Annotated in this window: 21 protein-coding genes; 11 read left to right on the top strand and 10 right to left on the bottom strand. The window is 61.1% G+C overall.

Annotation, left to right across the window (positions count from 1 at the left end; all coding sequences use genetic code 11):
* The first annotated feature begins 65 nt into the window (after positions 1-65).
* Both BM132_RS23160 and BM132_RS23165 read left to right on the top strand, forming a co-directional pair.
* The gene (locus BM132_RS23160; protein ID WP_092459000.1) at positions 66-1,478 is read left to right on the top strand and encodes an aspartate aminotransferase family protein; all 1,413 of its coding nucleotides are present in this window, start codon (positions 66-68) and stop codon (positions 1,476-1,478) included.
* A gap of 84 nt (positions 1,479-1,562) precedes the next feature.
* Positions 1,563-1,790, top strand: coding sequence for an MbtH family protein (locus BM132_RS23165; protein ID WP_092401797.1), 228 nt, complete (start codon positions 1,563-1,565; stop codon positions 1,788-1,790).
* 56 nt (positions 1,791-1,846) lie between these two features.
* Here BM132_RS23165 and BM132_RS23170 read toward each other — a convergent pair whose 3' ends face one another.
* The gene (locus tag BM132_RS23170; protein WP_092459002.1) at positions 1,847-2,791 is read right to left on the bottom strand and encodes a LysR family transcriptional regulator; all 945 of its coding nucleotides are present in this window, start codon (positions 2,789-2,791) and stop codon (positions 1,847-1,849) included.
* Between the two features lie 103 nt (positions 2,792-2,894).
* Between BM132_RS23170 and BM132_RS23175 the strand changes: the two genes are divergently transcribed.
* The gene (locus tag BM132_RS23175) at positions 2,895-3,740 is read left to right on the top strand and encodes a type 1 glutamine amidotransferase domain-containing protein (protein WP_092459004.1); all 846 of its coding nucleotides are present in this window, start codon (positions 2,895-2,897) and stop codon (positions 3,738-3,740) included.
* A 131-nt stretch (positions 3,741-3,871) separates the two neighbouring features.
* Here the strand turns inward: BM132_RS23175 and BM132_RS23180 are convergent, their stop codons facing one another.
* Positions 3,872-4,690, bottom strand: coding sequence for a posphoenolpyruvate synthetase regulatory kinase/phosphorylase PpsR (locus tag BM132_RS23180; RefSeq protein WP_092401788.1), 819 nt, complete (start codon positions 4,688-4,690; stop codon positions 3,872-3,874).
* A 179-nt stretch (positions 4,691-4,869) separates the two neighbouring features.
* Here BM132_RS23180 and ppsA point away from each other — a divergent pair, with 179 nt between their 5' ends.
* From ppsA to BM132_RS23225, 8 genes are all read left to right on the top strand, one after another.
* On the top strand, positions 4,870-7,245 hold the full coding sequence (gene ppsA / locus BM132_RS23190; RefSeq protein ID WP_092401785.1) for a phosphoenolpyruvate synthase: 2,376 nt from the start codon (positions 4,870-4,872) through the stop codon (positions 7,243-7,245).
* Positions 7,246-7,470: 225 nt separating this feature from the next.
* Positions 7,471-8,460 carry an alpha/beta fold hydrolase gene (locus BM132_RS23195; RefSeq protein ID WP_092401782.1) on the top strand — a complete coding sequence of 330 codons (990 nt, stop codon included), beginning with the start codon at positions 7,471-7,473 and terminating at the stop codon, positions 8,458-8,460.
* 127 nt (positions 8,461-8,587) lie between these two features.
* On the top strand, positions 8,588-9,079 hold the full coding sequence (gene rraA / locus BM132_RS23200) for a ribonuclease E activity regulator RraA (RefSeq protein WP_047227142.1): 492 nt from the start codon (positions 8,588-8,590) through the stop codon (positions 9,077-9,079).
* 25 nt (positions 9,080-9,104) lie between these two features.
* Entirely contained in the window at positions 9,105-10,100 is a 996-nt protein-coding gene (locus tag BM132_RS23205; RefSeq protein WP_047227143.1) for a zinc transporter ZntB, read from the top strand.
* A 63-nt stretch (positions 10,101-10,163) separates the two neighbouring features.
* Complete coding sequence (locus BM132_RS23210) at positions 10,164-10,409, top strand: hypothetical protein (RefSeq protein WP_014337331.1); 246 nt, start codon at positions 10,164-10,166, stop codon at positions 10,407-10,409.
* 2 nt (positions 10,410-10,411) lie between these two features.
* Positions 10,412-11,236 (top strand): mechanosensitive ion channel family protein, encoded by an 825-nt coding sequence (locus BM132_RS23215; protein ID WP_047227144.1) that lies wholly within the window; start codon positions 10,412-10,414, stop codon positions 11,234-11,236.
* 90 nt (positions 11,237-11,326) lie between these two features.
* Positions 11,327-11,917 carry an RNA polymerase sigma factor SigX gene (gene sigX / locus BM132_RS23220; RefSeq protein ID WP_042729583.1) on the top strand — a complete coding sequence of 197 codons (591 nt, stop codon included), beginning with the start codon at positions 11,327-11,329 and terminating at the stop codon, positions 11,915-11,917.
* A gap of 107 nt (positions 11,918-12,024) precedes the next feature.
* Positions 12,025-13,059 carry an OmpA family protein gene (locus tag BM132_RS23225; RefSeq protein ID WP_092401779.1) on the top strand — a complete coding sequence of 345 codons (1,035 nt, stop codon included), beginning with the start codon at positions 12,025-12,027 and terminating at the stop codon, positions 13,057-13,059.
* A 191-nt stretch (positions 13,060-13,250) separates the two neighbouring features.
* On the opposite strand, the gene cobA is transcribed toward BM132_RS23225, so the two are convergent.
* The 8 genes from cobA to BM132_RS23270 form a co-directional block, all read right to left on the bottom strand.
* Entirely contained in the window at positions 13,251-14,015 is a 765-nt protein-coding gene (gene cobA, locus BM132_RS23230; protein WP_092459006.1) for a uroporphyrinogen-III C-methyltransferase, read from the bottom strand.
* A gap of 11 nt (positions 14,016-14,026) precedes the next feature.
* Positions 14,027-16,744 (bottom strand): nitrate reductase, encoded by a 2,718-nt coding sequence (locus tag BM132_RS23235; protein ID WP_092459008.1) that lies wholly within the window; start codon positions 16,742-16,744, stop codon positions 14,027-14,029.
* Positions 16,744-17,061 carry a nitrite reductase small subunit NirD gene (gene nirD / locus BM132_RS23240; protein ID WP_092401770.1) on the bottom strand — a complete coding sequence of 106 codons (318 nt, stop codon included), beginning with the start codon at positions 17,059-17,061 and terminating at the stop codon, positions 16,744-16,746. Before nirD ends, BM132_RS23235 begins: the two co-directional genes overlap by 1 nt.
* The gene (gene nirB, locus BM132_RS23245; protein WP_092459009.1) at positions 17,058-19,511 is read right to left on the bottom strand and encodes a nitrite reductase large subunit NirB; all 2,454 of its coding nucleotides are present in this window, start codon (positions 19,509-19,511) and stop codon (positions 17,058-17,060) included. The genes nirD and nirB overlap by 4 nt, the downstream gene beginning before the upstream one ends.
* Positions 19,512-20,082: 571 nt before the next feature.
* Positions 20,083-21,753 carry a bifunctional protein-serine/threonine kinase/phosphatase gene (locus tag BM132_RS23255; RefSeq protein WP_092459013.1) on the bottom strand — a complete coding sequence of 557 codons (1,671 nt, stop codon included), beginning with the start codon at positions 21,751-21,753 and terminating at the stop codon, positions 20,083-20,085.
* A 9-nt stretch (positions 21,754-21,762) separates the two neighbouring features.
* Positions 21,763-22,974 carry a nitrate/nitrite transporter gene (locus BM132_RS23260; protein WP_047227151.1) on the bottom strand — a complete coding sequence of 404 codons (1,212 nt, stop codon included), beginning with the start codon at positions 22,972-22,974 and terminating at the stop codon, positions 21,763-21,765.
* 407 nt (positions 22,975-23,381) lie between these two features.
* Complete coding sequence (locus BM132_RS23265; protein ID WP_025212689.1) at positions 23,382-23,957, bottom strand: ANTAR domain-containing response regulator; 576 nt, start codon at positions 23,955-23,957, stop codon at positions 23,382-23,384.
* 14 nt (positions 23,958-23,971) lie between these two features.
* On the bottom strand, positions 23,972-25,183 hold the full coding sequence (locus BM132_RS23270; protein WP_092401753.1) for a CmpA/NrtA family ABC transporter substrate-binding protein: 1,212 nt from the start codon (positions 25,181-25,183) through the stop codon (positions 23,972-23,974).
* Positions 25,184-25,268 lie beyond the last annotated feature (85 nt).

Here is a 25,268-nt window from a genome sequence, read left to right on the forward strand (position 1 = left end):
CTCCGACCGGATGCGCACCTGCCCGGTGTGTCGTTTTGGGTCACTACGTACTACGGGGTCGAGAGATGTCAGTCGCCAACAGCCTTATCGAAGCACAGCCGGCCCGGGTCAGCCCCGTGCCGGCCGAGACGCTCTACCAGTTCAATGAGTCGCCGCTGCTGGCGCGCCAGAGTCGGCAGGAGTCCAATGCCCGCAGCTATCCACGGCGCATCCCCCTGGCTCTCAAGCGCGCCAAGGGGTTGTATATCGAGGACGTCGAGGGCCGCACCTTCATTGATTGCCTGGCCGGCGCCGGCACGCTGGCGCTGGGGCATAACCACCCGGTGGTGATCGACGCGATCCAGCAGGTGCTGGCCGACGAGCTGCCGTTGCATACCCTGGACCTGACCACGCCGGTCAAGGATCGCTTCGTCCAGGACCTGTTCGGCCTGTTGCCGGTGGAGCTGGCCGCCGAGGCGAAGATCCAGTTCTGCGGCCCCACCGGTACCGACGCGGTGGAAGCCGCCCTCAAGCTGGTGCGTACCGCCACCGGACGCAGCACCGTGCTGTCGTTCCAGGGCGGTTATCACGGCATGAGCCAGGGCGCGCTGAGTCTGATGGGCAGCCTGGGGCCGAAGAAACCCTTGGGCGCCTTGCTCAGCAGCGGCGTGCAGTTCATGCCGTACCCCTACGATTACCGCTGTCCGTTCGGGCTGGGCGGTGTCGAGGGCGTGAAGGCCAACCTGCATTACCTGGAAAACCTGTTGAACGACCCGGAGGCCGGCGTGCAATTGCCGGCGGCGGTCATCGTCGAAGTGGTGCAGGGCGAGGGTGGAGTCATACCCGCCGACCTGGACTGGCTGCGCGGCTTGCGGCGGATCACCGAGCAGGCAGGGGTGGCGTTGATCGTCGACGAAATCCAGACCGGCTTCGGCCGCACCGGCAAAATGTTTGCCTTCGAGCATGCCGGGATCATCCCGGACGTGGTGGTGTTGTCCAAGGCCATTGGCGGCAGCCTGCCGCTGGCGGTAGTGGTTTACCGCGACTGGCTCGACACCTGGTTGCCAGGTGCTCACGCCGGGACCTTCCGTGGCAATCAGATGGCCATGGCCGCCGGTTCCGCGGTAATGCGCTACCTGCGTGAGCACGACCTGCCGACTCACGCCGCCGCCATGGGCGAACGCCTGAGTGAGCACCTGCACATCCTGCAGCGGGACTTCCCGCAACTGGGTGATATCCGTGGTCGCGGGCTGATGCTCGGTGTCGAGCTGGTGGACCCGGCGGGCAAGCCGGACGCCCTGGGCCATCCGCCTGTGCATGCACAGCTGGCGCCACGGCTGCAACGCGAATGCCTCAAGCGCGGGCTGATCCTGGAGCTGGGCGGTCGCCAGGGCGGCGTGGTGCGGTTCCTGCCACCGTTGATCATCACCCGGGCCGAAATCGACCGGGTCGCCGAGATTTTCGGGCGAGCCCTGCATGCGGCGGTCACAGACAGCTAATTTTCACCCGACCCCGTACGTTCCTTTCATATCCTGGCTGCGCATGTGACGCAGCGAACCTCGAGCAAAGATGGAGAGACACCCATGACTTCAGTATTCGACCGCGAGGACATCGTCTTTCAGGTCGTGGTCAACCACGAAGAGCAATATTCGATCTGGCCAGACTACAAGGCCATCCCCGAGGGTTGGCGTACCGTCGGTAAAAGCGGCTTCAAGAAGGAGTGCCTGGCCTACATCGAAGAAGTCTGGACCGACATGCGCCCGCTGAGCCTGCGCAAGAAAATGGACGAGCAGGCGGCATTGACGCAGTAGGCCGGGGACGTTGCGGGAGCGAGCCCGCTCGCGATGCAGGCAACTGGGTCTGCCAGTCAGGCCAAGGTGATGCTATCGCGAGCAGGCTCGCTCCTACAGATGGCGTCCGCTCTTGCCATAAAATCAATCAGCGCCCGTGCCGCCGCCGGCAATTGCCGATGGGGCGGGTAGATGATTGAAAATGGTCGACTGCGCCCGCCAAAGTCCTCCAGCAAAGCCACCAGTTCCCCGCGCTCGATTCGCTCCCGGACAATGAATTCATAGGTCTGGCAGATTCCCATCCCGGCCTGTGCCAGGGACACGATGCCCAATACATCATCGGACACCTGCACATTGCCCGCCGGCAGCCATTCCCGGTCTTCATGATTGTCGCGAAACAGCCAGGGTGCGATGCGTCCGCTGCTGGGCATTACGAAAGGCAGGCAGGCGTGGGCAGCCAGTTCATCGACGTGCCGGGGTATTCCGGCGCGCTCCAGGTAATGCGGCCCGGCCACCAGGCAAAGGCGGGCGTCCTCGAGCTTGCGCCCGACCAGGCCGCTGTCCGGCAGCGGCCCAAGGCGGATCGCCAGGTCATACCCCTCGGCCACCAAATCGACATTGCGGTTGGTGATACTCAGCTCGACCCGAACTTGCGGGTAAGCCTCGGCGAAACGCGACAGCAGCGATGGCAGGCGGTAATGACCGTAGGTGGTCGGCACGCTCAAGCGCACGCGACCGGTCAAGACACCGTCCTGGCCCTGGATTCGCCGCTCGGCGTCGTCAATCAGGGCAAAGGCCGAGCGCGACTGTTCCAGGTACAACGTGCCGGCATCGGTCAGGTTCAGCCGCCGGGTCGTGCGTCGCAACAGTTGCACCCCGAGCCGGGCTTCGAGGCGGGAGATGGCGCGGCTCAGGACCGAAGGCGTGGTGCCCAGCGCCACGGCTGCGGCGCTGAGCGTGCCTTTTTCCACGACCGTGACGAAGGCTTCCACGTCGGCCAGATAATCGAATCGACGGGCCATTGTTGCCTCCAGGGGCCAAGTGATGTTCCGGTGCGCCAGTTTATCGCCGGTGAGCGCATCAATACAGTGAGCGCATCTTTTATCGAAACATCCTGGAGTCATCATGAAAAAGCTCACGACCTTGGCAACGTCTGTTGTTCTGGCGGGTATTGGCGTCGCGGCCCATGCCGATAACGTGCTGGTGGTCCTGTCGGATTCCGATCATCTGGATCTGAACAAGGGCAAGGTCTTCTCCACCGGGTTTTACCTCAACGAATTGCTGCAACCGGTGAAGCTGTTGCTGGATGCCGGTCACCACGTGACGTTCGCCACCCCGGAGGGCAGGGCGCCGACGCTGGACCGGTCCTCGGTGGACAAGATGTACTTCAACAATGACCCGGCGGAGCTGGAGCGCTACCAGGCGTTGCTGACTCAACTGAACATCACTTCGGCCAAGGACTCACCGGTGATCAGCCTGGCCCGTGTCGAGCAGATCGGTCTGGAACAGTTCGATGCCCTGTACATTCCCGGCGGGCATGCGCCCATGCAGGATTTGCTCACGAGTGCACCGCTGGGGCGGGTGTTGACGCACTTCCATGACAAGGGCAAGACCACCGCGCTGGTCTGCCACGGGCCGATCGCGTTGCTGTCGACCCTGCCTGATGCCAAGGGCTTCGTTGGCCAGTTGGCTACCAAAGGCCAGGCCTCGGCCAAGGCCGACTGGATCTATGCCGGGTACAAGATGACGGTGATCAGCAATCAGGAAGAAGAGTTGGCCAAGGGGCTGCTGGGCGGCGGGAGCATGAAGTTCTATCCACAAACCGCGCTGGAGCAGGCCGGTGGGCAATACAGCAGCAACACCTCGCCGTGGACGTCCCATGTGGTGACGGATCGGGAGTTGATCACCGGCCAGAATCCGGCCTCGGCGCTGGCGGTGGGGCAGGAGTTGGTTGAGCGTCTGGCGCAGTAGCCAGCAGCACTACAAATCCCTTGTGGGGGCGAGCCTGCTCGCGATAGCGGAGTGTCAGCCAACATCAACTTTGCTGATCCACCGCCATCGCGAGCAGGCTCGCTCCCACAGGGTTTTGTGTTGTTACGGGTTCACTTGAACCGCCGCTCCACCCCTTTCTCCACCAGGATCTTCGCCGAAATCTCTTCCACGGAAAAATGCGTGGAGTTGATGTGGGGAATGTTCTCCCGCCGGAACAGGTTTTCTACCTCGCGCACTTCGAATTCGCACTGGGCGTAGCTCGAATAGCGGCTGTTGGGCTTGCGCTCGTTGCGGATCGCAGTGAGGCGATCCGGATCGATGGTCAGGCCGAACAGCTTGTGCTGGTGGGCACGCAGGGCGCTGGGCAGTTGCAGGCGTTCCATGTCGTCTTCGGTCAGCGGATAGTTGGCCGCGCGGATACCAAATTGCATCGCCATGTACAGGCACGTCGGCGTCTTACCACAGCGCGACACACCCACTAGGATCAAATCGGCCTTGTCGTAATAATGCGTACGGGCGCCATCATCGTTGTCCAGGGCGAAGTTGACCGCCTCGATGCGCTCCATGTAGTTGGAGTTGTGACCAATGGAATGGGACTTGCCGACCGAGTAGGAGGAATGCTCGCTCAGCTCCTGCTCCAAAGGTGCCAGGAAGGTAGAAAAAATGTCGATCATGAAACCATTGGACATTGCGAGAATCTCACGGATGTCCTGATTGACGATGGTATCGAAGATAATCGGGCGAAAACCGTCGGTTTCGGCGGCTTTATTGATTTGTTGTACCATGGCCCGCGCTTTGTCGACGTTGTCGATGTACGGACGTATGAACTTGGCGAAGGTAATGTTTTCGAATTGCGCCAACAGGCTTTGGCCCAGTGTTTCGGCCGTGATGCCGGTGCCGTCGGAGATAAAGAAAGCAGATCGTTTCATTTGCGCCTTGGGCCCTAGTGAGCGAGTGACGATTCTTGGATATGATAGGCGCGATTTGCTGGCCGCCAGTGGCCCGCATTCTCACTTATTTTCCAGGTCCAGGCCATATCGCCGGTATTTGCTCCCCTGGAGCCGCCGGTGCCTTGAGCTTTTCCAACACAGTCAGTGGAGAGATCACCTTGGTAGAGTACGTAGTTTCCCTCGATAAGCTCGGCGTCCATGATGTAGAGCATGTGGGGGGCAAGAACGCATCCCTGGGCGAGATGATCAGTAACCTCGCCGGTGCCGGCGTATCGGTGCCAGGTGGCTTCGCCACGACAGCTCAGGCTTATCGTGATTTTCTGGAACTCAGCGGCCTGAACAAACAGATCCACGACGCGCTCGATGCCCTGGACGTCGATGACGTCAACGCCTTGGCCAGGACCGGCGCCCAGATCCGCCAATGGATCATGGAAGCCGAATTTCCCGAGAAGCTGAACGCCGAGATTCGCACGGCCTTCGCCAAACTGTCCGAAGGCAATCCCGACATTGCCGTCGCTGTGCGCTCTTCGGCCACCGCCGAAGACCTGCCGGATGCCTCCTTCGCCGGCCAGCAGGAAACCTTCCTGAACATCCGTGGCGTGGAAAACGTCATCCGTGCCGCCAAGGAAGTCTTCGCCTCTCTTTTTAACGACCGTGCCATTTCCTACCGTGTGCACCAGGGCTTTGACCACAAGCTGGTCGCCTTGTCTGCTGGTGTGCAGCGCATGGTCCGCTCTGAAACCGGCACCGCCGGGGTAATGTTCACGCTCGACACCGAATCGGGTTTCCGTGACGTGGTATTCATCACCGGCGCCTACGGCCTGGGTGAAACCGTTGTACAAGGCGCGGTGAACCCGGATGAGTTCTATGTCCATAAAGGCACGCTGGAAGCCGGTCGTCCGGCCATCCTGCGCCGTAACCTGGGCAGCAAGGCCATCAAGATGGTCTACGGCGACGAAGCCAAGGCCGGTCGTTCGGTGAAAACCGTCGACGTGGACAAGGCCGAGCGCGCGCGCTTCTGCCTGAGCGACGCCGAAGTCAGCGAGCTGGCCAAGCAGGCGATGATCATCGAGAAGCACTACAAGTGCCCGATGGACATCGAATGGGCCAAGGACGGTGACGACGGCAAGCTGTATATCGTGCAGGCCCGTCCGGAAACCGTGAAGAGCCGTACCCAGGCCAATGTCATGGAGCGCTACCTGCTCAAGGAAACCGGCACCGTGCTGGTGGAAGGCCGTGCCATCGGCCAGCGCATCGGCGCCGGCAAGGTACGGATCATCAAGGACGTCTCGGAGATGGATAAGGTCCAGGCCGGCGATGTGCTGGTTTCCGACATGACCGACCCGGATTGGGAGCCGGTGATGAAACGCGCCAGCGCCATCGTCACCAACCGCGGCGGACGTACCTGCCACGCGGCGATCATCGCCCGTGAACTGGGCATCCCGGCCGTAGTGGGTTGCGGCAACGCCACTCAACTGCTCAAAGATGGCCAGGGCGTCACCGTGTCCTGCGCCGAAGGCGATACCGGCTATATCTTCGAAGGCGAACTGGGCTTCGACATCAAGAAGAACTCCGTGGACGCCATGCCGGACCTGCCGTTCAAGATCATGATGAACGTCGGCAACCCGGATCGTGCTTTCGACTTCGCGCAGTTGCCGAACGCTGGCGTGGGCCTGGCCCGCCTGGAGTTCATCATCAACCGCATGATCGGCGTGCACCCCAAGGCGTTGCTGAACTACGACGGCTTGCCGCCGGAGATCAAGGACAGCGTCGACAAGCGCATTGCCGGTTACAACGATCCGGTCGGTTTCTACGTCGAGAAACTGGTGGAAGGCATCAGCACCCTGGCGGCTGCGTTCTGGCCGAAAAAGGTCATCGTGCGCCTGTCGGACTTCAAGTCCAACGAATACGCCAACCTGATTGGCGGCAAGCTCTACGAGCCGGAAGAAGAAAACCCGATGCTGGGCTTCCGTGGGGCTTCGCGTTACATCAGCGAATCGTTCCGTGACTGCTTCGAGCTCGAGTGCCGCGCCCTCAAGCGTGTGCGCAACGAGATGGGCCTGACCAACGTCGAGATCATGGTGCCGTTCGTGCGCACCCTGGGCGAAGCGAGCCAGGTTGTCGACCTGCTGGCGGAAAACGGTCTGGCCCGTGGTGACAACGGCCTGCGCGTGATCATGATGTGCGAGCTGCCGTCCAACGCGATCCTCGCTGAAGAATTCCTTGAATTCTTCGACGGTTTCTCCATCGGCTCCAACGACTTGACCCAGCTGACCCTGGGCCTGGACCGTGACTCCGGCATCATTGCGCACCTGTTCGATGAGCGGAACCCGGCGGTCAAGAAGCTGCTGGCCAATGCCATTGCCGCCTGCAACAAGGCCGGCAAGTACATCGGTATCTGCGGTCAGGGCCCATCCGACCACCCGGACCTGGCCAAGTGGCTGATGGAGCAGGGCATCGAAAGCGTTTCGTTGAACCCCGACTCCGTGCTTGAGACCTGGTTCTTCCTGGCTGAAGGTCAGGCTGCGGTCTGATCGAGGGAAGGGGCCTGACCGATTAATACCGGTCAGTTAAGCGAAGCCCCTGTGGGAGCGAGCCTGCTCGCGATCGCGGAGTGTCAGCCAAGATTAATTTTGCTGACCCGCCGCAATCGCGAGCAGGCTCGCTCCCACAGGTTGCGCGGTTTGACCCATAGGCCCCTTTTGATTGAAGTAGGGCGGGCTCCAGGCGGATGCCGCCCTTTTTTGTGCAAGAGCATTATGCAAAGCAGCAGCAACCTTTTTCCTGTCGCCCTGATCAGCGCCGAGCGGCGTGGTGATCTGAGCGAAGATGTCTATCGTCTGAAGCCCGGCAATAGCCCGGACTACAGCGTTGAACTGGCCGTCACCCGACTGGGCATGGCCGACGGCAGCGAGGTTCGCGGCGTTCCCGTGATCCTGCTGCACGGCAGTTTTTCCAACCGGCGCTTCTGGTATTCGCCCAAGGGCCTGGGACTGGGGGCCTATCTTGCGCGGCTGGGCTTTGACGTGTGGATTCCCGAAATGCGTGGCCATGGCCTGTCCCAGCGCAATCACGACTACCGCAAGAACCGCGTGGCCGATTACGCTCGTTACGACCTGCCGGCCATCGGCGCCTTCGTGCGTGAGCAGAGCGGGCAGGTGCCACACTGGATCGGCCACTCTTTGGGCGGCATTACCCTGGCGGCCGCGTTGGGCGGCCACTATCTGGGCGAGCCGGCTGTGGCTTCGGCGGCGTTTTTTGGCACCCAGGTCAGCCGCACCTATTGGCCGCTGAAGATCCCACCGGTGGAATGGAGCGGACGTTTCATTCTCAAGCGTTTTGCTCAATTGTCCGGTTCACGGCTCAAGCGTGGCCCGGAGGACGAGCCCATCGGCCTGGCGCTGGAGAGCATGCGCTGGTATGGCCTGTTCGGGCGTTTCGGTGATGCGCAGAAGAACTGGTGGGCGGGGCTGGCCGATGTGCAGGTGCCGGTACTGGCGGTGAGCGCGACCGGCGACCAGCAGGACCCGACCTGGGCTTGCCGCAAACTTTTCGAGCAGGTCGGCTCTGCGCACAAACAGTTTGTCTGCCTGGGCCGGGAGCAGGGCTTTACCGACGATTTCGGCCATGTCGAGATGCTGGTCAGCAAAGCGGCCCATGCTGAGGTCTGGCCGCTGGTGGCGCGCTGGCTGGCAGATCAGCATGCACCGCTACTGGCGGATCCATCCAGGCTGGCCGAGGCGGTTTGAAGCGAAGGCTCTGACAAGGGCATTTCGCTCTTGTCGGCTTGCGGCTAAGATATGACGCGATACGCGGTTCCGGTCACAAACGGTTGCTCACTCAGCCTGACGTTCCAGCCTCTACAGGAGTTGTTCAATGAACCATTACCTCACGCCCGACCTGTGCGACGCCTACCCGGAGTTGGTGCAAGTGTTGGAGCCGATGTTCAGCAATTTCGGTGGCCGCGATTCCTTCGGCGGCGAAATCGTGACCATCAAGTGCTTCGAGGACAACTCCCTGGTCAAGGAGCAGGTGGAACTCAAGGGAAACGGCAAGGTGTTGGTGGTCGATGGCGGCGGCTCGCTGCGCCGGGCACTGCTGGGTGACATGCTGGCCGAGAAAGCGGCGAAGAACGGCTGGGAAGGGCTGGTGATTTACGGTTGCATCCGCGACGTCGACGTCATCGCCCAGACAGACCTTGGTGTCCAGGCCCTGGCCAGCCATCCGATGAAAACCGACAAGCGTGGCATCGGCGATCTCAATGTCGCGGTGACCTTTGCCGGCGTGACGTTTCGTCCAGGCGAGTATGTCTATGCGGACAACAACGGCGTGATTGTTTCGCCTAGCCCGCTGAAAATGCCTGAATGAAGCGTCAAAGCCATAAGGGATGAGGATGTTCGAGGAAGAAAACGCGCAATGGGGGCTGGTGCATGCCCTGGTGCTGGACGGTAATGGTGGCGCGCGTTCGATAGCCCGGACAGAACTCGACGATTTGCAGTTACAGGCCCACGAAAGCTTGTGGCTGCACTGGGATCGCAGTCATCCGCAAACCCACACCTGGCTGCGCAAATCCAGTGGCTTGAGCGAATTCAACTGCGACCTGCTGCTGGAGGAGAACACCCGGCCGCGCCTGTTGCCGCTGCCCAACGCCGAACTGCTGCTGTTTCTGCGGGGCGTCAACCTCAATCCGGGCGCTGAACCGGAGGACATGGTGTCGGTGCGGATCTTCGCGTCCCCCCAGCGAGTGATCTCCCTGCGCCTGCGTCCGTTGCGCGCCACCGATGAACTGTTGACGCAACTGGCCGAAGGCGAGGGGCCAAGGACCGCGTCGGAACTCATCCTTTATATGGCGCAGTACCTGACCAATAAGGTGCAGGATCTGGTCACCCAGCTCTCGGAAATCGTCGATAGCGAAGAAGAAAAGATTGATACCGACGAACGGTATACCCCCGAGCATGATGCCATTTTGCACATTCGCAGAAGGGCGGCCGGGTTGAAGCGGTTCCTGGCCCCCCAGCGGGATATTTTCGGCCAGATGACACGGCTCAAACTGCCGTGGTTTGTCGAGGATGATGGCGATTACTGGAATGAATTGAACAACAGCCTGACCCGCTACCTCGAAGAGCTGGAATTGACCCGAGAGCGCGTGGGGCTTGTGCTGGAGGCCGAGGACCGGCGTCTGTCGGTGCGCATGAATCGCACCATGTACCGCTTCGGTATCATCACCGGGATTTTTCTACCGATGAGTTTTCTCACCGGTCTTTTGGGCATCAACGTCGGCGGTATTCCGTTCTCCGAAAGCCCTTATGGCTTCCTGGTTGCATGCCTGTTGATGGTCGGCGTGGCCCTCGGTCAGTGGTGGTTGTTCCGCCGTTTGCGCTGGGTGTGACGGGGCGCCATGTGACCTGCCGAAATTTGATCGCGTCTTTCACAGACATCACGAGAGGTGCGTATGCACGATCCGTTTGAACAGTCTTTGCGCGACATGCTCAAGGCTTCGCCGTCCAGCCGGGACGACGATGCATGCCTGGGACGTGTACTGAAAACCGCCAACCGCCAGGTTGGCGCCGGCGATCTGTTCAGCCTGCTGGGCCGCTGGTTGCCCGCGCTGATGATTGCCCTGAATAACGGGTCGGCCCATGTTTCGCCGGTTTCCCGTCGTAAACCTGTTACTCGCACCGCTGATAAGGCTGATTGAATATGGAACTTGATCTCTGGACCCAGAGCCTCGTCACGGCAATGACCGCGTTGTGGACCAAGGTGGCTAATTTCATCCCCAACCTCTTCGGCGCCCTGGTGGTGCTGTTGTTGGGGTTCGTGGTGGCCAAGCTGCTGGACACCCTGCTTTCAAAACTGCTCGCCAAACTGGGGCTCGACCGCCTGATGGGCGGCACCGGTCTGACCAAGCTGCTGTCGCGCGGTGGCATTCAGGTGCCGATCTCGACCTTGGTCGGCAAGATCGTCTACTGGTTCGTTCTGCTGATTTTCCTGGTTTCTGCGGCTGAATCCCTTGGTCTTGAGCGAGTTTCAGCTACGCTCGACATGCTTGCGTTGTATTTGCCGAAGGTTTTCGGTGCCGCACTGGTATTGCTGGTGGGCGTTCTGCTGGCGCAATTGGCCAACGGGCTGGTGCGTGGCGCGGCCGAAGGTGTCGGGCTTGACTACGCCCAGGGCTTGGGACGAATTGCCCAGGGCCTGGTGATCATCATCAGTATTTCGGTCGCGATCAGCCAGTTGGAGGTCAAGACTGACCTGCTCAACCATGTGATCGTCATCGTATTGATTACCGTTGGTCTGGCGGTTGCGCTGGCCATGGGGTTGGGAAGCCGGGAAATCGCCGGCCAGATTCTTGCGGGAATCTATGTGCGTGAATTGTATGAGGTTGGGCAACAAGTGCGTGTTGGCGAGGTCGAAGGCCAGATCGAAGAGATCGGCACGGTGAAGACCACATTGCTGACCGAGGAGGGCGAATTGGTATCGCTCTCTAATCGGATCCTGCTCGAGCAGCATGTGAGTAGCCGCTAACCCGGCAAACCCTGCTAATGTATGCCGCCGCAAAATGCCGTTAAGGCAGGCTGCGGCGCACATTGACCTAGACTGTCGGCCCGACTTGTTTTGAACAAACCCCAATCGCTATCCACGCGCTACGACCCCCGTGATCTCTCCGATGAGGAGTTGGTCGCGCGCGCGCATACGGAACTTTTCCACGTAACGCGTGCTTACGAAGAATTGATGCGCCGTTACCAGAGAACATTATTTAACGTTTGTGCGCGTTATCTGGGGAACGATCGTGATGCTGACGATGTCTGTCAGGAGGTGATGTTGAAGGTGCTGTATGGCCTGAAGAACTTCGAGGGGAAATCGAAGTTCAAGACATGGCTCTATAGCATCACGTACAACGAATGCATCACGCAGTACCGCAAGGAACGGCGAAAGCGTCGCTTGATGGATGCTTTGAGCCTGGACCCTCTGGAGGAAGCGTCTGAAGAAAAGGCGCCCAAACCGGAGGAAAAAGGTGGGCTGGATCGCTGGCTTGTCCATGTGAACCCGATCGACCGGGAAATTCTGGTGCTACGATTTGTCGCAGAGCTGGAATTCCAAGAGATCGCAGACATAATGCACATGGGGTTGAGCGCGACAAAAATGCGTTACAAGCGCGCTCTTGATAAATTGCGTGAGAAATTTGCGGGTATTGCTGAAACTTAGTTCGGCGCAAATATCTCTTACGTGTAGGCAAGTTCTGATAGACTTGTCGCCGAGTTGTCCCCCGGTTTGCGGGACTGCTTTACAATCACCAGATGGGGATTTAACGGATGAAACTGAAAAACACCTTGGGCTTTGCCATTGGTTCTTTGATTGCTGCCACTTCGTTCGGCGCTCTGGCACAAGGCCAAGGCGCAGTTGAAATCGAAGGCTTCGCCAAGAAAGAACAATTCGACAGCGCTCGTAACTTCAAGAACAACGGCAACCTGTTCGGCGGTTCGATCGGCTACTTCCTGACCGACGACGTTGAGCTGCGTCTGGCTTACGACGAAGTGCACAACGCACGTTCCGACGACGGTCGTAACATCAAGGGCTCCAACACTGCCCTGGACGCTCTGTACCACTTCAACAACCCAGGCGACATGCTGCGTCCGTACGTATCGGCTGGTTTCTCCGATCAGAGCATCGGTCAGAACGGCCGTAGCGGTCGCAACGGCTCCACCTTCGCCAACGTTGGCGGCGGTGCCAAGCTGTACTTCACTGACAACTTCTACGCCCGTGCCGGCGTTGAAGCTCAGTACAACATCGACCAGGGCGACACCGAGTGGGCTCCAAGCGTCGGTATCGGTGTGAACTTCGGTGGCGGCTCCAAGCCTGCTGCTGCTCCAGTTCCAGCTCCGGCTGAAGTCTGCTCCGACAGCGACAACGATGGCGTGTGCGACAACGTCGACAAGTGCCCAGACACCCCAGCCAACGTAACTGTTGACGCTGATGGCTGCCCAGCTGTTGCTGAAGTCGTACGTGTTGAGCTGGACGTCAAGTTCGACTTCGACAAGTCGGTCGTTAAAGAAAACAGCTACGGCGACATCAAGAACCTGGCTGATTTCATGAAGCAGTACCCATCCACCAGCACCACTGTTGAAGGTCACACTGACTCCGTCGGTCCTGACGCTTACAACCAGAAGCTGTCTGAGCGTCGTGCAAACGCCGTTAAAGACGTTCTGACCAACCAGTACGGTGTTGAATCGTCCCGCGTTCAGTCTGTTGGCTACGGCGAATCCCGCCCAGTTGCCGACAACGCTACTGACGCTGGCCGCGCTGTAAACCGTCGCGTAGAAGCAGAAGTTGAAGCCGAAGCTAAGTAATTAGCCCACAGCTTTGGAAAAGCCCGGCTTAGGCCGGGCTTTTCTTTGCCTGCGATTTATGAAGATCAGGGTCGGGGCTGGAGAAACACAAAAAGCTGTGGGAGCGAGCCTGCTCGCGATGGCGGTGTGTCAGTCAATATCAATGTTGCTGATCCACCGCCATCGCGAGCAGGCTCGCTCCCACTTTCGTTTCAGTGTCGACTAGCTACAGAAGCCTGGGCCCAAGCAGGCTGTGATACTGTGCGCTCAGCAGCACCCGCCACCGCCCCAATCACCAGAATCGCCGGGCTTTTGAGTTGAAATGCGCCTGCATCGGCTTCCATTGAGGCCAGATCACTGCGGCAATCACGCTGATGGGGCAGGGAGGCATTTTCGATCATGGCCACCGGCGTGTCCGCCGCCAGGCCTCCGGCCAGCAGTTGTTCGCGGATCTCGCTCAGTTTCGCCACCCCCATGTACACCACCAGGGTGGTCCCGCTTTGTGCCAAGGCTTGCCAGTTCAGGCTGCTACCGTCCTGGGTGTGGGCGGTGACCAGCGTTACGCCCCGGGCAATCCCACGCAGCGTCAGCGGAATATCACATTGCGTCGCACCCGCAAGGCCGGCCGTAATGCCATTGACCAGCTCCACTTCGACGCCATGCTCGCGCAGCCACTGCGCCTCTTCGCCGCCCCGGCCGAAGATGCACGGGTCGCCGCCCTTGAGGCGTACCACGCATTTGCCCTGACGGGCATAACGCAGCATCAGCCGATGGATAAAAGCCTGGGGCGTGGAACGGCATCCGCCGCGCTTGCCCACGGCGATGATCCGCGCGCCAGGGCAGTGCTCCAGCACCGCATCGTTGACCAGATCGTCGATCAACACCACGTCGGCTTCGCCCAAGGCGCGCACGGCTTTGAGAGTCAGCAATTCAGGGTCGCCAGGACCTGCACCTACCAGCCAGACTTTTGCGTTCATAGTGCTTTTCCTCACGAGACAGCGGCCACTGGTTGCGCGGTGGCAACCAGCAGGCGTTTGATTTCCGGTACACAGGAGCCGCATTGCGTGCCGCAGCCCAGCTCCTGTTTCAGCCCTTGCAAGTCCAGGCCACGTTCAATGCCGGCGCAGATCGCACGCTGGCTGACGTTCATGCAGTTGCACAGTGTTTTGCTGCCGCCAACGGCGGCGCCGGCATTGCCTGGTGGGGCGCTCAAAGGTGCTAGCAGCCAGCGCCGCAACTGCTCATCGGCGCGGCCTTCCAGCCACAGGTTTTGCAGCCAGTGGCGGGCCAGGGTTTCGCCGGCCAGGCGAATGGCGGTGATGCGACCGTTCTCGATTCGCACGCGTTTACCGATGGAACGACGCGGGTCGTCATAGGCCAGCACCGGCCCTCCGATCAGCCCCAATTGCTCGTCGATCGCCTGCAGCAACTGCGGTTGGGGGGCGACGGCGCTGGCCGCGCGAATCAGCAACGCGGGACGTTCACGCCCAGTCAGGCTCAGGCTGACGTAGGCAAACGCCTCACACAGTGGTCGCAAAGTCTCCAAGTGCTGTTGAACATCGCCTTCGACCAGGGCGAAAAGCTGCCAGGGCAGGTTCACCGGTTCCAGGCGCACGCCGCTGTGTTTGAGTTCCGGTTGCTTTGACAGGGGGTCGAAGGCCGGTTGCGTCAGGGTATTGACCCCACCCTTGAGAAAGCGGTCGCCCCAGTGCATGGGTAGAAACGCCTGGCCGGGGCGCACGCTGTCGTCGCTGTCCACCGCCACGATCACGGCGCCACGGCGGCTCTTGAGGCTGACCAGGTCACCGGCTTGCAGGCGATGGCGAAGCAGTTCGTCAGGATGCAAGCTGAGCACGGCTTCGTTCACATGGCCGAACAATTGCGCTGCGGTGCCGGTGCGGCTCATGCCGTGCCATTGGTCCCGCAGTCGGCCCGTGTTGAGGGTTAACGGGTAGCGGGCATCGCGCACCTCCTTGGCGGCTCGATACGGCTCTGCGACAAACCGCGCGCGGCCAGTGTCGGTTGGAAAAATTCCGTCCAGATACAGGCGCGGTGTTCCGCTGCTGGCGCCTTGCGGGAAGGGCCATTGTTGAGGACCGAGTTGATCGATCAGCGCATGGCTGATACCGGACAAGTCCAGGTCGCGGCCACGGGTCAGTTGCTTGTATTCATCGAACAACTGGGCCGGGGTTTCAAAGGCGAACAGGCTGGGTTGACCCGGGCGCAGGCGTTTTTCCAAGCGTTGGGCGAAATCCACTGTGATCGCCCAGTCCGGTCGTGCTTCGCCCGGTGCGGCAATCGCCCGGCGGACGTGGGAAATACGCCGTTCGGAGTTGGTCACCGAGCCTTCTTTCTCGCCCCAACTGGCCGCTGGCAGCAGCAGGTCGGCAAACGCGGCGGTTTCGGTGGTCCGGAAGGCCTCTTGCAGCACCACGAATGGGCAGGCTTGCAGGGCCTCCCGTACCGCCGTCTGGTCAGGCATCGACTGCGCGGGGTTGGTGCAGGCAATCCACAGCGCCTTGATCTTGCCACTGCGAACCTGTTCGAACAGTTCGATGGCGCTCAAGCCCGTGGTCGCGGGCAATTGCTCAACACCCCAGTAGCGGGCGACTTCGGCGCGATGTTCGGCGTTGGCGGCGTCGCGATGACCCGGCAGCAGGTTCGACAAGCTACCGGTTTCCCGACCGCCCATGGCATTGGGCTGACCGGTCAGCGAGAAGGGCCCGGCGCCCGGCCGGCCGATTTGCCCGGTGGCCAAGTGCAGGTTGATCAACGCGCTGTTCTTCGCACTGCCGGCGGTGGATTGATTCAAACCCATGCACCACAACGACAGGAAGCTGGGCGACGTGCCGACCCATTCGGCGCACTGGTGCAGTTGCTCGACGCTGATGCCGCAGATTTGGGCGACCATGGCCGGGGTGTAGTCGCGCACCAGGTTCTTGAGGTCCGCCAGGCCTTCGGTGTGGGCCTTGATGAAATCGCGGTCGACCCAGTCTTCCCACAACAGCAGATGCAAAATCCCATGGAACAAGGCGACATCGGTGCCCGGCAGGATCGCCAGATGCAGGTCGGCAAGGTCGCAGGTGTCGGTACGCCGTGGGTCGATGACGATGATTTTCATCTGTGGCCGGCGGGACTTGGCTTCCTCGAGGCGGCGAAACAGGATCGGATGGGCGTAGGCCATGTTACTGCCGACAATCATCACACAGTCGCTCAGCTCCAGGTCTTCATAGCTGCAGGGCGGGGCGTCGGCACCGAGGCTGCGCTTGTAGCCCACCACGGCGGAGGACATGCACAGCCGGGAATTGCTGTCGATGTTGTTGGTGCCCACCAGCGCCCGGGCGAGTTTGTTGAAGGCGTAGTAGTCCTCGGTCAGCAGTTGCCCGGAGATGTAGAACGCCACGCTGTCGGGGCCGTGTTCGGCGATGGTATCGGCGAAGATGCTGGCCGCGTGCTCCAACGCGCTGTCCCAGTCTGTGCGCGCTCGGGACAGGCCCTTGCCCAGGCGCAGTTCGGGATACAAGGCGCGCGCGGCGAGGTCGCCGGTCAGGTGCAGGGTCGAACCCTTGCTGCACAGTTTGCCGAAGTTGGCCGGGTGGGCGGGATCGCCACTGACGCCGAGGATGCGCTCGTCGTCATGTTCGATCAGCACGCCGCAACCGACCCCGCAATAACAGCAGGTCGAGGCGGTGGTTTGACGGCTCATCAGCTTGCTTCCCGCAAGGCCAGCATCACCCGGCCGTTTTCGACCCGCGCCGAATGATGATGCGCGCAACCCACATCCGGGGCCTGGGCCTGGCCGGTTTCCAAGTCGATCTGCCAGTTGTGCAGCGGGCAGGCCACGCGCTTGCCATAGATCAACCCTTGGGACAGTGGGCCCCCCTTGTGCGGGCAGCGGTCATCGAGTGCGAAAACCTCATCGTCGCTGGTACGAAAAATCGCAATATCGCCTTTCGGGCCATTGATGATGCGCGAGCCCAGGGCGTTGATCTCTTCCAGTGCGCAGATATCCAGCCAGTTCATGCCGGCACCTCCAGGTTTTTCACGGGGATGACTTCAAACTCTTTCTTCAGTTGGGGCTGTTCCAGGCGTTCTTTCCATGGGTCCTGTTCCAGCGACAGGGAGAACTTCAGGCGGTCATGCAAGGCTTTGCGTCGTTGCGGATCTTCAAGTACCGCTTTCTTGATGTGCTCCATGCCGACCCGTTGCATGTAGTGCACGGTGCGTTCGAGGTAGAAGGCTTCTTCGCGATACAACTGCAGGAATGCGCCGTTGTATTCGCGCACTTCTTCGGCGGTCTTGAGTTTGACGAAGAATTCGGCGACCTCCGTCTTGATCCCGCCGTTACCGCCGATGTACATCTCCCAGCCGGAATCGACGCCAATAATGCCGACGTCCTTGATGCCCGCTTCCGAGCAGTTGCGTGGGCAACCGGACACGGCCAGCTTCACTTTGTGGGGCGACCACATGTTGAACAGGTCGTGCTCCAACTCGATCCCTAGCTGGGTGGAATTCTGCGTGCCAAAGCGGCAGAACTCGCTGCCCACGCAGGTTTTTACGGTGCGGATGGATTTGCCATAAGCGTGGCCGGACGGCATGTCCAGGTCTTTCCAGACTCCGGGCAGATCCTGCTTTCTGATCCCCAGCAGGTCGATACGCTGGCCGCCGGTGACCTTGACCATCGGCACGTTGTACTTGTCGGCCACGTCGGCAATGCGCCGTAGTTCAGACGGATTGGTCACGCCACCCCACATCCGCGGGACGACGGAATAAGTGCCGTCTTTCTGGATGTTGGCGTGGGCACGCTCGTTGATCAGGCGCGACTGCGGATCGTCGTGGGCTTCGCCGGGCCAGGTGGAAATCAGGTAGTAGTTGAGCGCCGGGCGGCAGGTGGCGCAGCCGTTCGGGGTGCGCCAGTTCAAGTAGCTCATGGTTGCGGCGATGGTCAGCAGATGCTGGTCGCGGATCGCCTGGCGAATCTGCCCGTGGTTGAGGTCGCTGCAACCGCAGATGGCTTTTTCGCTTTTCGGTTTGACGTCCGCCGCGCCGCCCACGGTGTTGATCAGGATCTGCTCCACCAAACCGGCGCAGGAACCACAGGAGCTGGCGGCCTTGGTGTGTTTTTTCACGTCATCGACGCTGAACAGCCCATGCTCCTGGATCGCCTTGACGATGGTGCCCTTGCACACGCCGTTGCAGCCGCAGACTTCGGCGGTGTCGGCCATGTTCATGGCTTTGTCCTGGCCTTGGTGTCCTACGTCGCCCAAAGCATTTTCGCCAAACATCAGGTGATCGCGGATTTCGCTGATGGTGTGGTTCTCACGGATCTGACGGAAATACCAGCCGCCATCTGCCGTATCGCCGTACAGGCAGGCACCGACCAGCACGTCGTCCTTGATCACCAGCTTTTTATAGACGCCGCCGATGGGGTCGGAAAGGGTGATGGTTTCCGTGCCTTCGCCGCCCATGAAGTCCCCGGCGGAGAACAGGTCGATGCCGGTGACTTTGAGTTTGGTCGAGGTCACTGAACCCTTGTAGGTGGCGAAGCCCAGTTGCGCGAGGTGGTTGGCGCAGACCTTGGCTTGCTCGAACAGCGGTGCTACCAGGCCGTAAGCGGTCCCACGGTGGCTGGCGCATTCACCGATGGCATAGATGCGCGGGTCGTAGGTTTGCATCGTGTCGTTGACCAGAATCCCGCGGTTGCACGGGATGCCGGACTTTTCCGCCAGTTCGGTATTGGGGCGGATACCGGCCGCCATCACCACCAGGTCGGCCGGGATGATGTCACCGTTCTTGAATTGCACCGAGCCGACCCGACCATTGCCAGCGTCGTGCAGGGCTTGCGTCTGTTCGCTCAGGCGGAATTTCAGGCCACGGTTTTCCAGAGCGGTTTGCAGCAACTGACCGCTGGTTTTGTCCAGCTGACGCTCCAGCAGCCATTCACCCAGGTGCACCACCGTCACGTCCATGCCCCGCAGTTTCAAGCCGTTAGCGGCTTCCAGGCCCAGCAGCCCACCGCCGATCACCACGGCGTGTTTGTGGGTCTTGGCGGTGTTGATCATCGCCTGGGTGTCGGCGATGTCGCGGTAGCCGATGACACCCTCCAGGGTGTTGCCGGGAATCGGCAGGATGAACGGCGTGGAGCCTGTGGCGATCAGCAGGCGGTCGTATTCGGCTTCGCTGCCGTCTTCGGCGATGACCCGGCGCTTGATTCGGTCGATCTCCACGACTTTGCGGTTGAGCAACAGTTTGATGTTGTTGTCCAGGTACCAGCTCAGATCGTTGAGCACGATCTCTTCAAACGTCTGCTCGCCGGCGAGCACGGGCGAGAGCAGGATGCGGTTGTAGTTGGTGTGAGGCTCGGCGCCGAACACCGTGATGTCGTACAGCTCATTGCTCAGCTTGAGCAGTTCTTCGAGGGTTCGAACCCCGGCCATGCCGTTGCCGATCATCACCAGTTTGAGTTTTTTCATCAGGGTTCTCCGCAAGCCCAGACCGGTTTCGTCACGTTCATCACGGCGTTCGGGCTGGCTCGGCAATTTTTACGAAAACAAAAAAAGGCGTCCCGCTAGCAAGCTAGCGAGGACGCCTTTGTCCTGGTCCCGTTCTCTCGGGAAGCACCGCCTTCATCGTTGGAGGCGTGGCTTTATGTATGGTGAGAGAGGCTATGCAGTGGTTGTGCCAAGTGGCTTGAGGATGCGGATTTACTGGGTAAACGACGGGCTGCACGCGTGGGGCAGGGATTTATTGCACCGAATCAAAGCGGGTTGCCCGGTAATGGAGCGTTTGTCGGGGAAAGATTGTATGGCCAGTCAGGCCGCCATCGCGAGCAGGCTCGCTCCCACAGAGGGCTTCAGTGCATGCTGCAACTGCATATCAAGCAAATTCCCTGTGGGAGCGGGCTTGCTCGCGAAAGCGGTGGATCAGCTTGCATCAACGCTGGATGTGCCGCCGCCTTCGCGAGCAAGCTCGCTCCCACATTGGATCTGCGGTGGACACAAAACCTGTGGGAGCGAGCCTGCTCGCGATGGATGCGACTGGGTTTCAGCCATGAAACGCTAAATACAGCAGCACAATGTTCACCACCAAGGACACCAGCGCCAACGTGCGCCAGACCTTCAGCGGCTCCCTTTCCAGCAACGGCCGAGGCCTGACACTCAAGCTGCGCCGTTCGCCCTGTTCCAGCAGTAACAGCCATTCCTCGGCGGTTTCAAATCGTTGCCCAGGATCTGCCGCCACGGCACGCTCCAGACTTTGCCCGAGCCATTCGGCCAGGTCCGGCCGATAGCGACTGGCACTGACGGGCACGCCAAAGCGCGGACGCTGAAACGCTTCGATTTCGCCGTAGGGGTAGTGCCCCGTCAGCAGGAAATACAAGGTCACGCCGACGGAGTACAAATCCTGTTGCGCGGTCGGTGCCGTGCCCGCGAAGGCTTCCGGTGCGATATAGCTGGGCGTGCCGGGCAGCACGTTGGCCTGATCTTCAGACAATCCCGGGCAGTACGCCAGTCCGAAATCCAGCAAGCGCAGTTCCCCGTCATCGCCCAGGTGCAGGTTCTCCGGTTTGATATCGCGGTGAAAAATCTGCCTTCGATGCAACAGGCCCACCGCGTGCACCAGCCGCTGCGCCAGGTCCTGCCACTGAGGCAGAGGCAATGGGCCGCCCTGGTTGAACAGCTCGGCCAGGGTCTTGCCCGAATATTCCCGCATGACGTAGTACAAATGCTGACGCTGGGGAACGCCGTGGACTTCCGGAAACTGCCGCCCTGCGACCCGCTTGAGGAACCATTCTTCCGACAGCAACGACTGCCCGGCCTGGGTATCGTCCCGAAGATGCCCCGGCAAGGTTTTCAGCAACCACGGCTGGCCCTGGCCATCGTGTACCCGATAGAGCAACGATTGCTGGCTCTGACCGAGCAGACCCTCGATCTGCCAGCCCTCGAACACCTGCCCCGGTTTCAATGCCGGAGGAAGGGGCCATTGCTGCAACTGGGCCAGTGCATCGCCAATGCTTGCTTCGCCCACCGCGTCAACCCGCACCAGCAGGGCACTGGCGTTGTCCTGACTGCCGGCCAGGTGCGCGGCATTGACCAGGGTTTGCGCGGCAATGTCCAGATCCGGCTGGTCGCGAAGGATAGCGGCGATGGCCGTGTCCCCCAGAACCGCCCAGACGCCATCGCTGAGCAGTACAAAGGTCTCGTCGGCGCGCAGTTCTCCATCAAGGAAGTCCAGGATCAGGTGCTGATCCAGTCCCAGGGCACGCTTGAGCACGTGCTGCATGCCCTGTTGTTCCCAGACGTGATCCTCGCTGACCCGTTGCAGATGATTGTCGTGCCAGCGGTAGACCCGGCAATCGCCCACGTGGGCCAGGGTGAAGCGCCGGCCCCGCAGGACCAGGGCGCTGACGGTGGTGAGCAGCGGTTGCCCGCCACCGTTGGCTTGCAGCCAGCGATTCTGTGCCAGTAACAACCGGTCCAGCGCCTGGGCGACACCCCAGGTTTGCGGTGTGGAATAGTAGTCCAGGGCCAGGGCCTGCAAGGTCGAACGAGCGGCCAGTCCGCCATCGGCGCATTGGCTCACGCCGTCGGCGATGGCGAACAGGTATCCCTTGCTGGCGGCCAGGGCCGGCGCCGGGGTAACCAGGCGCAGGGCGTCCTGGTTTTCTTCCCGCGGGCCAATGGCACTGGCTTCGGCAAAACTCAGTTGCAGGCTCATGGGGGGGAGTTATACCCGAGCCGCGGTGACAGCGGCCGAACCCCAGGTGGTCCTCCAGCGACGCTTGACGCCGTACAGGCCGAACCAGGCCAGCACGCCGAGGCTGGCGAACAACCACAGTGCCAGTTGATAGCTGCCGGTGCTTTGCTTGATCGCGCCCATGCCTGCTGCCAGGGCAAAACCGCCGATGCCGCCGGCCATGCCGATCAACCCGGTCATCACGCCGATCTCGCGACGGAAGCGTTGTGGCACCAGTTGGAACACCGCGCCGTTGCCGGCACCCAAACCGAGCATGGTGCAGACGAACAGGGCCAGGGCTGCGTAGGAACTCGGCAGATTAAAGCCCACGGCCGCGATGCAGACGGCCGCGACGGTGTACATGCCCAACAGGGTGCGAATACCGCCGAAACGATCCGCCAGGGCGCCGCCCAATGGACGCATCAGGCTGCCTCCGAAGACGCAGGCGGCGGTGTAGTAACCGGCGGTCACCGGACTCAGGCCGTACTGGTCGTTGAAGTAACCGGGCAGTGCGCTGGCTAGGCCGATGAAACCGCCGAAGGTCACGCTGTAGAAGAACATGAACCACCAGCTGTCCCGATCGCCCAGGGCCTTGAGGTAGTCGCCCATGGATTTGGCTTTTGGCCGCTCGGGAGCGTTCTTGGCCAGCCAGGCGAAGAGGATCAGGGTCACGATCAGCGGGATCAGCGCGAAACCGAACACGTTGCTCCAGCCGAATGCCACTGCCATCACCGGGGCGATCAGCGCAGCCAGTACCGTGCCCGAGTTACCGGCGCCGGCAATGCCCATGGCCTTGCCCTGGTGCTGTGGCGGATACCACTGGGACGCCAGCGGCAGGGCCACGGCGAAGGAAGCACCGGCCACGCCTAGGAACAGCCCCAGCAGCAAGGCTTGTTCGTAGCTGTGGATGCCCAGTTTCCAGGCACAGAACAGTGCACCGATCACAATCACCTGACCGACCATGCCGGCGGTTTTCGGTGAGATGCGATCGGCCAGCAGGCCCATGAACAGGCGTAGCACGGCACCGGCCAGAATCGGTGTCGCCACCATCAGGCCGCGTTGCTGGGTGGTCAGGTGCAGGTCGGCAGAGATCTGCACCGCCAGTGGACCGAGCAGGTACCAGACCATGAAACTCAGGTCGAAATAGAGGAAGGCCGCGAACAGTGTCGGGGTGTGGCCGGATTTCCAGAAGCTTGAATTCATCGCGCACCTCAGCTGTAAAAGTCTCGAGAAATGAGTCAGTGCCTTGAAGCAGTGCGCCGCCTGTGGCTGCACCACCGGCCCCGGGCTCTGGGGCCAAAACAAAAAAACGCCGCAACCCGAATCGCCAGGGGGCGAGGAGGGTGTGCGACGTCTTTGTCGTAGGTGGGGCAACCGCCGTTGGTTACCTGTGAGTTTGTTAAAGCGAGAACTGTGCCAACAGAGGATTGGGGCAAGGCCTATCGCGAGCAGGCTCGCTCCCACATGGGGTTCTCACGGTGAATGCAGCATTTTGCCTGCCCCCCAATCCCAGTGTGGGAACGGGGTGTTCGCGAACGCTGCGATCACCCTGGAACCCATGTGGGAGCGAGCCTGCTCGCGATAGCGTCGGGCCAGGCACTGCAAGGCTTTCAGCCGAGCAGCTCGTTCATCGCAATGATCTGCTCGGCCACCTGGATCAGCTTCTGCTGGCGGCTCATGGCCTGTCGGCGCATCAGGGTGTAGGCCTGTTCTTCGTTGCATTCTTTCATCTTCATCAGCATGCCCTTGGCCAGTTCGATGCGTTTGCGCTCGGCCAGTTGCTGGTCCCGGGCCAGGAGCTGGGCGCGCAGGGCCTGGTCACTTTCGAAGCGCGCCATGGCCACGTCGAGGATTGGTTGCAGGCGCGCCGCGTGGATGCCTTCGACGATGTAGGCGCTGACGCCCGACTTGATCGCCTGGCGCATGACATCCGGGTCATGTTCGTCGGTAAACATGACGATCGGTCGTGGCTGGTCGCGACTGACCAGCACCACTTGCTCCATCACATCGCGCCCCGGTGACTCGGTATCGATCAGGATCACGTCCGGACGCACCGTTTCGACGCGCGCCGGCAGGTCGATGGTCAATCCTGATTCGTCGATGACTTCGAACCCAGCCTCAATCAGGGCGGCTTTGAGGCGGCCGACTTTTTTCGCGGTGTCGTTGATCAGCAGGATACGTAGCATGGTCGTGGCTCCTGTCAGCGGCTGGCGAAGAGGGGAGCCGCATCGCTCAAGGCGTGCAGTTTGAAGCTTTTGGCATAAGCGGCCGGATCCGAGCCGTCCCAGGTGGTGCCGTCGATCAATTGACTGCTGCGCATGTCCTGGCGGGGGGAGGGGATGTCCAGTGCCGCGCAGGCTTGACGGTATAGCTTGAGCTGCTGGACTTGCTGTGCCACGGCCAGGTAATCCGGGTCTTCACGCAGCAGGCCCCAGCGGCGGAACTGGGTCATGAACCACATGCCATCGGACAGGTAGGGCAGGTTCACTTCACCGTTACCGTGGAAGCGCATCGCGTGAGGGTCTTGCCAGCTGTTGCCCAGCCCATCGGCGTAGATCCCCAACAGGCGCGGCTCGATGCAATCCAGCGGCGCATCCAGGTATTCGGGCGCACTCAATAGTTGTGCGGTGCTGCGGCGGTTCTCGGTGCTTTGTTCAATGAAGCGACTGGCTTGCAGGATTGCCATCACCAGTGCGCGGGCGGTATTGGGGTATTGCTCGACGAATGCACGGGTGCAGCCGAGGACTTTTTCCGGGTGATCGGGCCAGATGGTCTGGGTCGTCGCCAGGGTGAAGCCCAGGTTCTGTTTTACCGCACTGGCGCACCATGGCTCGCCCACGCAGAAGCCGTCGATCCGTCCGGCCTGCAGGTGGGCGATCATTTGCGGCGGCGGCACCACCACGCTGTCAACATCCGACAGCGGATGGATGCCTTGAGCGGCGAGCCAGTAATACAGCCACATGGCGTGGGTGCCAGTGGGGAAGGTCTGGGCGAAGGTCAGTTTCGGGCGAGTTTGGTGCACATGCTGTTCCAGTGCCTCAGGACTGGTCACGCCTTGGGCCTGCAAGCCATGGGAAAGATTGATGCTCTGGCCGTTCTGGTTCAGCCCCATCAACACCGCCATGTCGGTCGGCGCGACCCCGCCGATGCCCAGGTGCACCGCGTAGATCAGGCCGTACAAACTGTGGGCGGCATCGATTTCACCGCTGACCAGCTTGTCCCGCAGGTTGGCCCAGGAAGCTTGGCGCTTGAGGTTCAAAGTCAGCCCGTAAGGCTGGGCGAAGCCCTGGGTAGCGGCCACCACCAGCGGCGCGCAGTCGCTCAAGGCCATGAAGCCAAGATTGATCGCGCTCTTTTCCGGGGCATCGCTGCCGTTGACCCAGGCCAGGGGGTTGGCTGGAATTTCATTCATCGCGCATCACCTTTCCACAAAAAAAGGCGCCGTATCCGGACGTTTGCAAGGCCGGATGACGACGCCGTTGTCCTTCAAATACAGT

The organism is Pseudomonas sp. NFACC45 (assembly GCF_900113505.1).
Taxonomy (GTDB): Bacteria; Pseudomonadota; Gammaproteobacteria; order Pseudomonadales; family Pseudomonadaceae; genus Aquipseudomonas; species Aquipseudomonas tehranensis.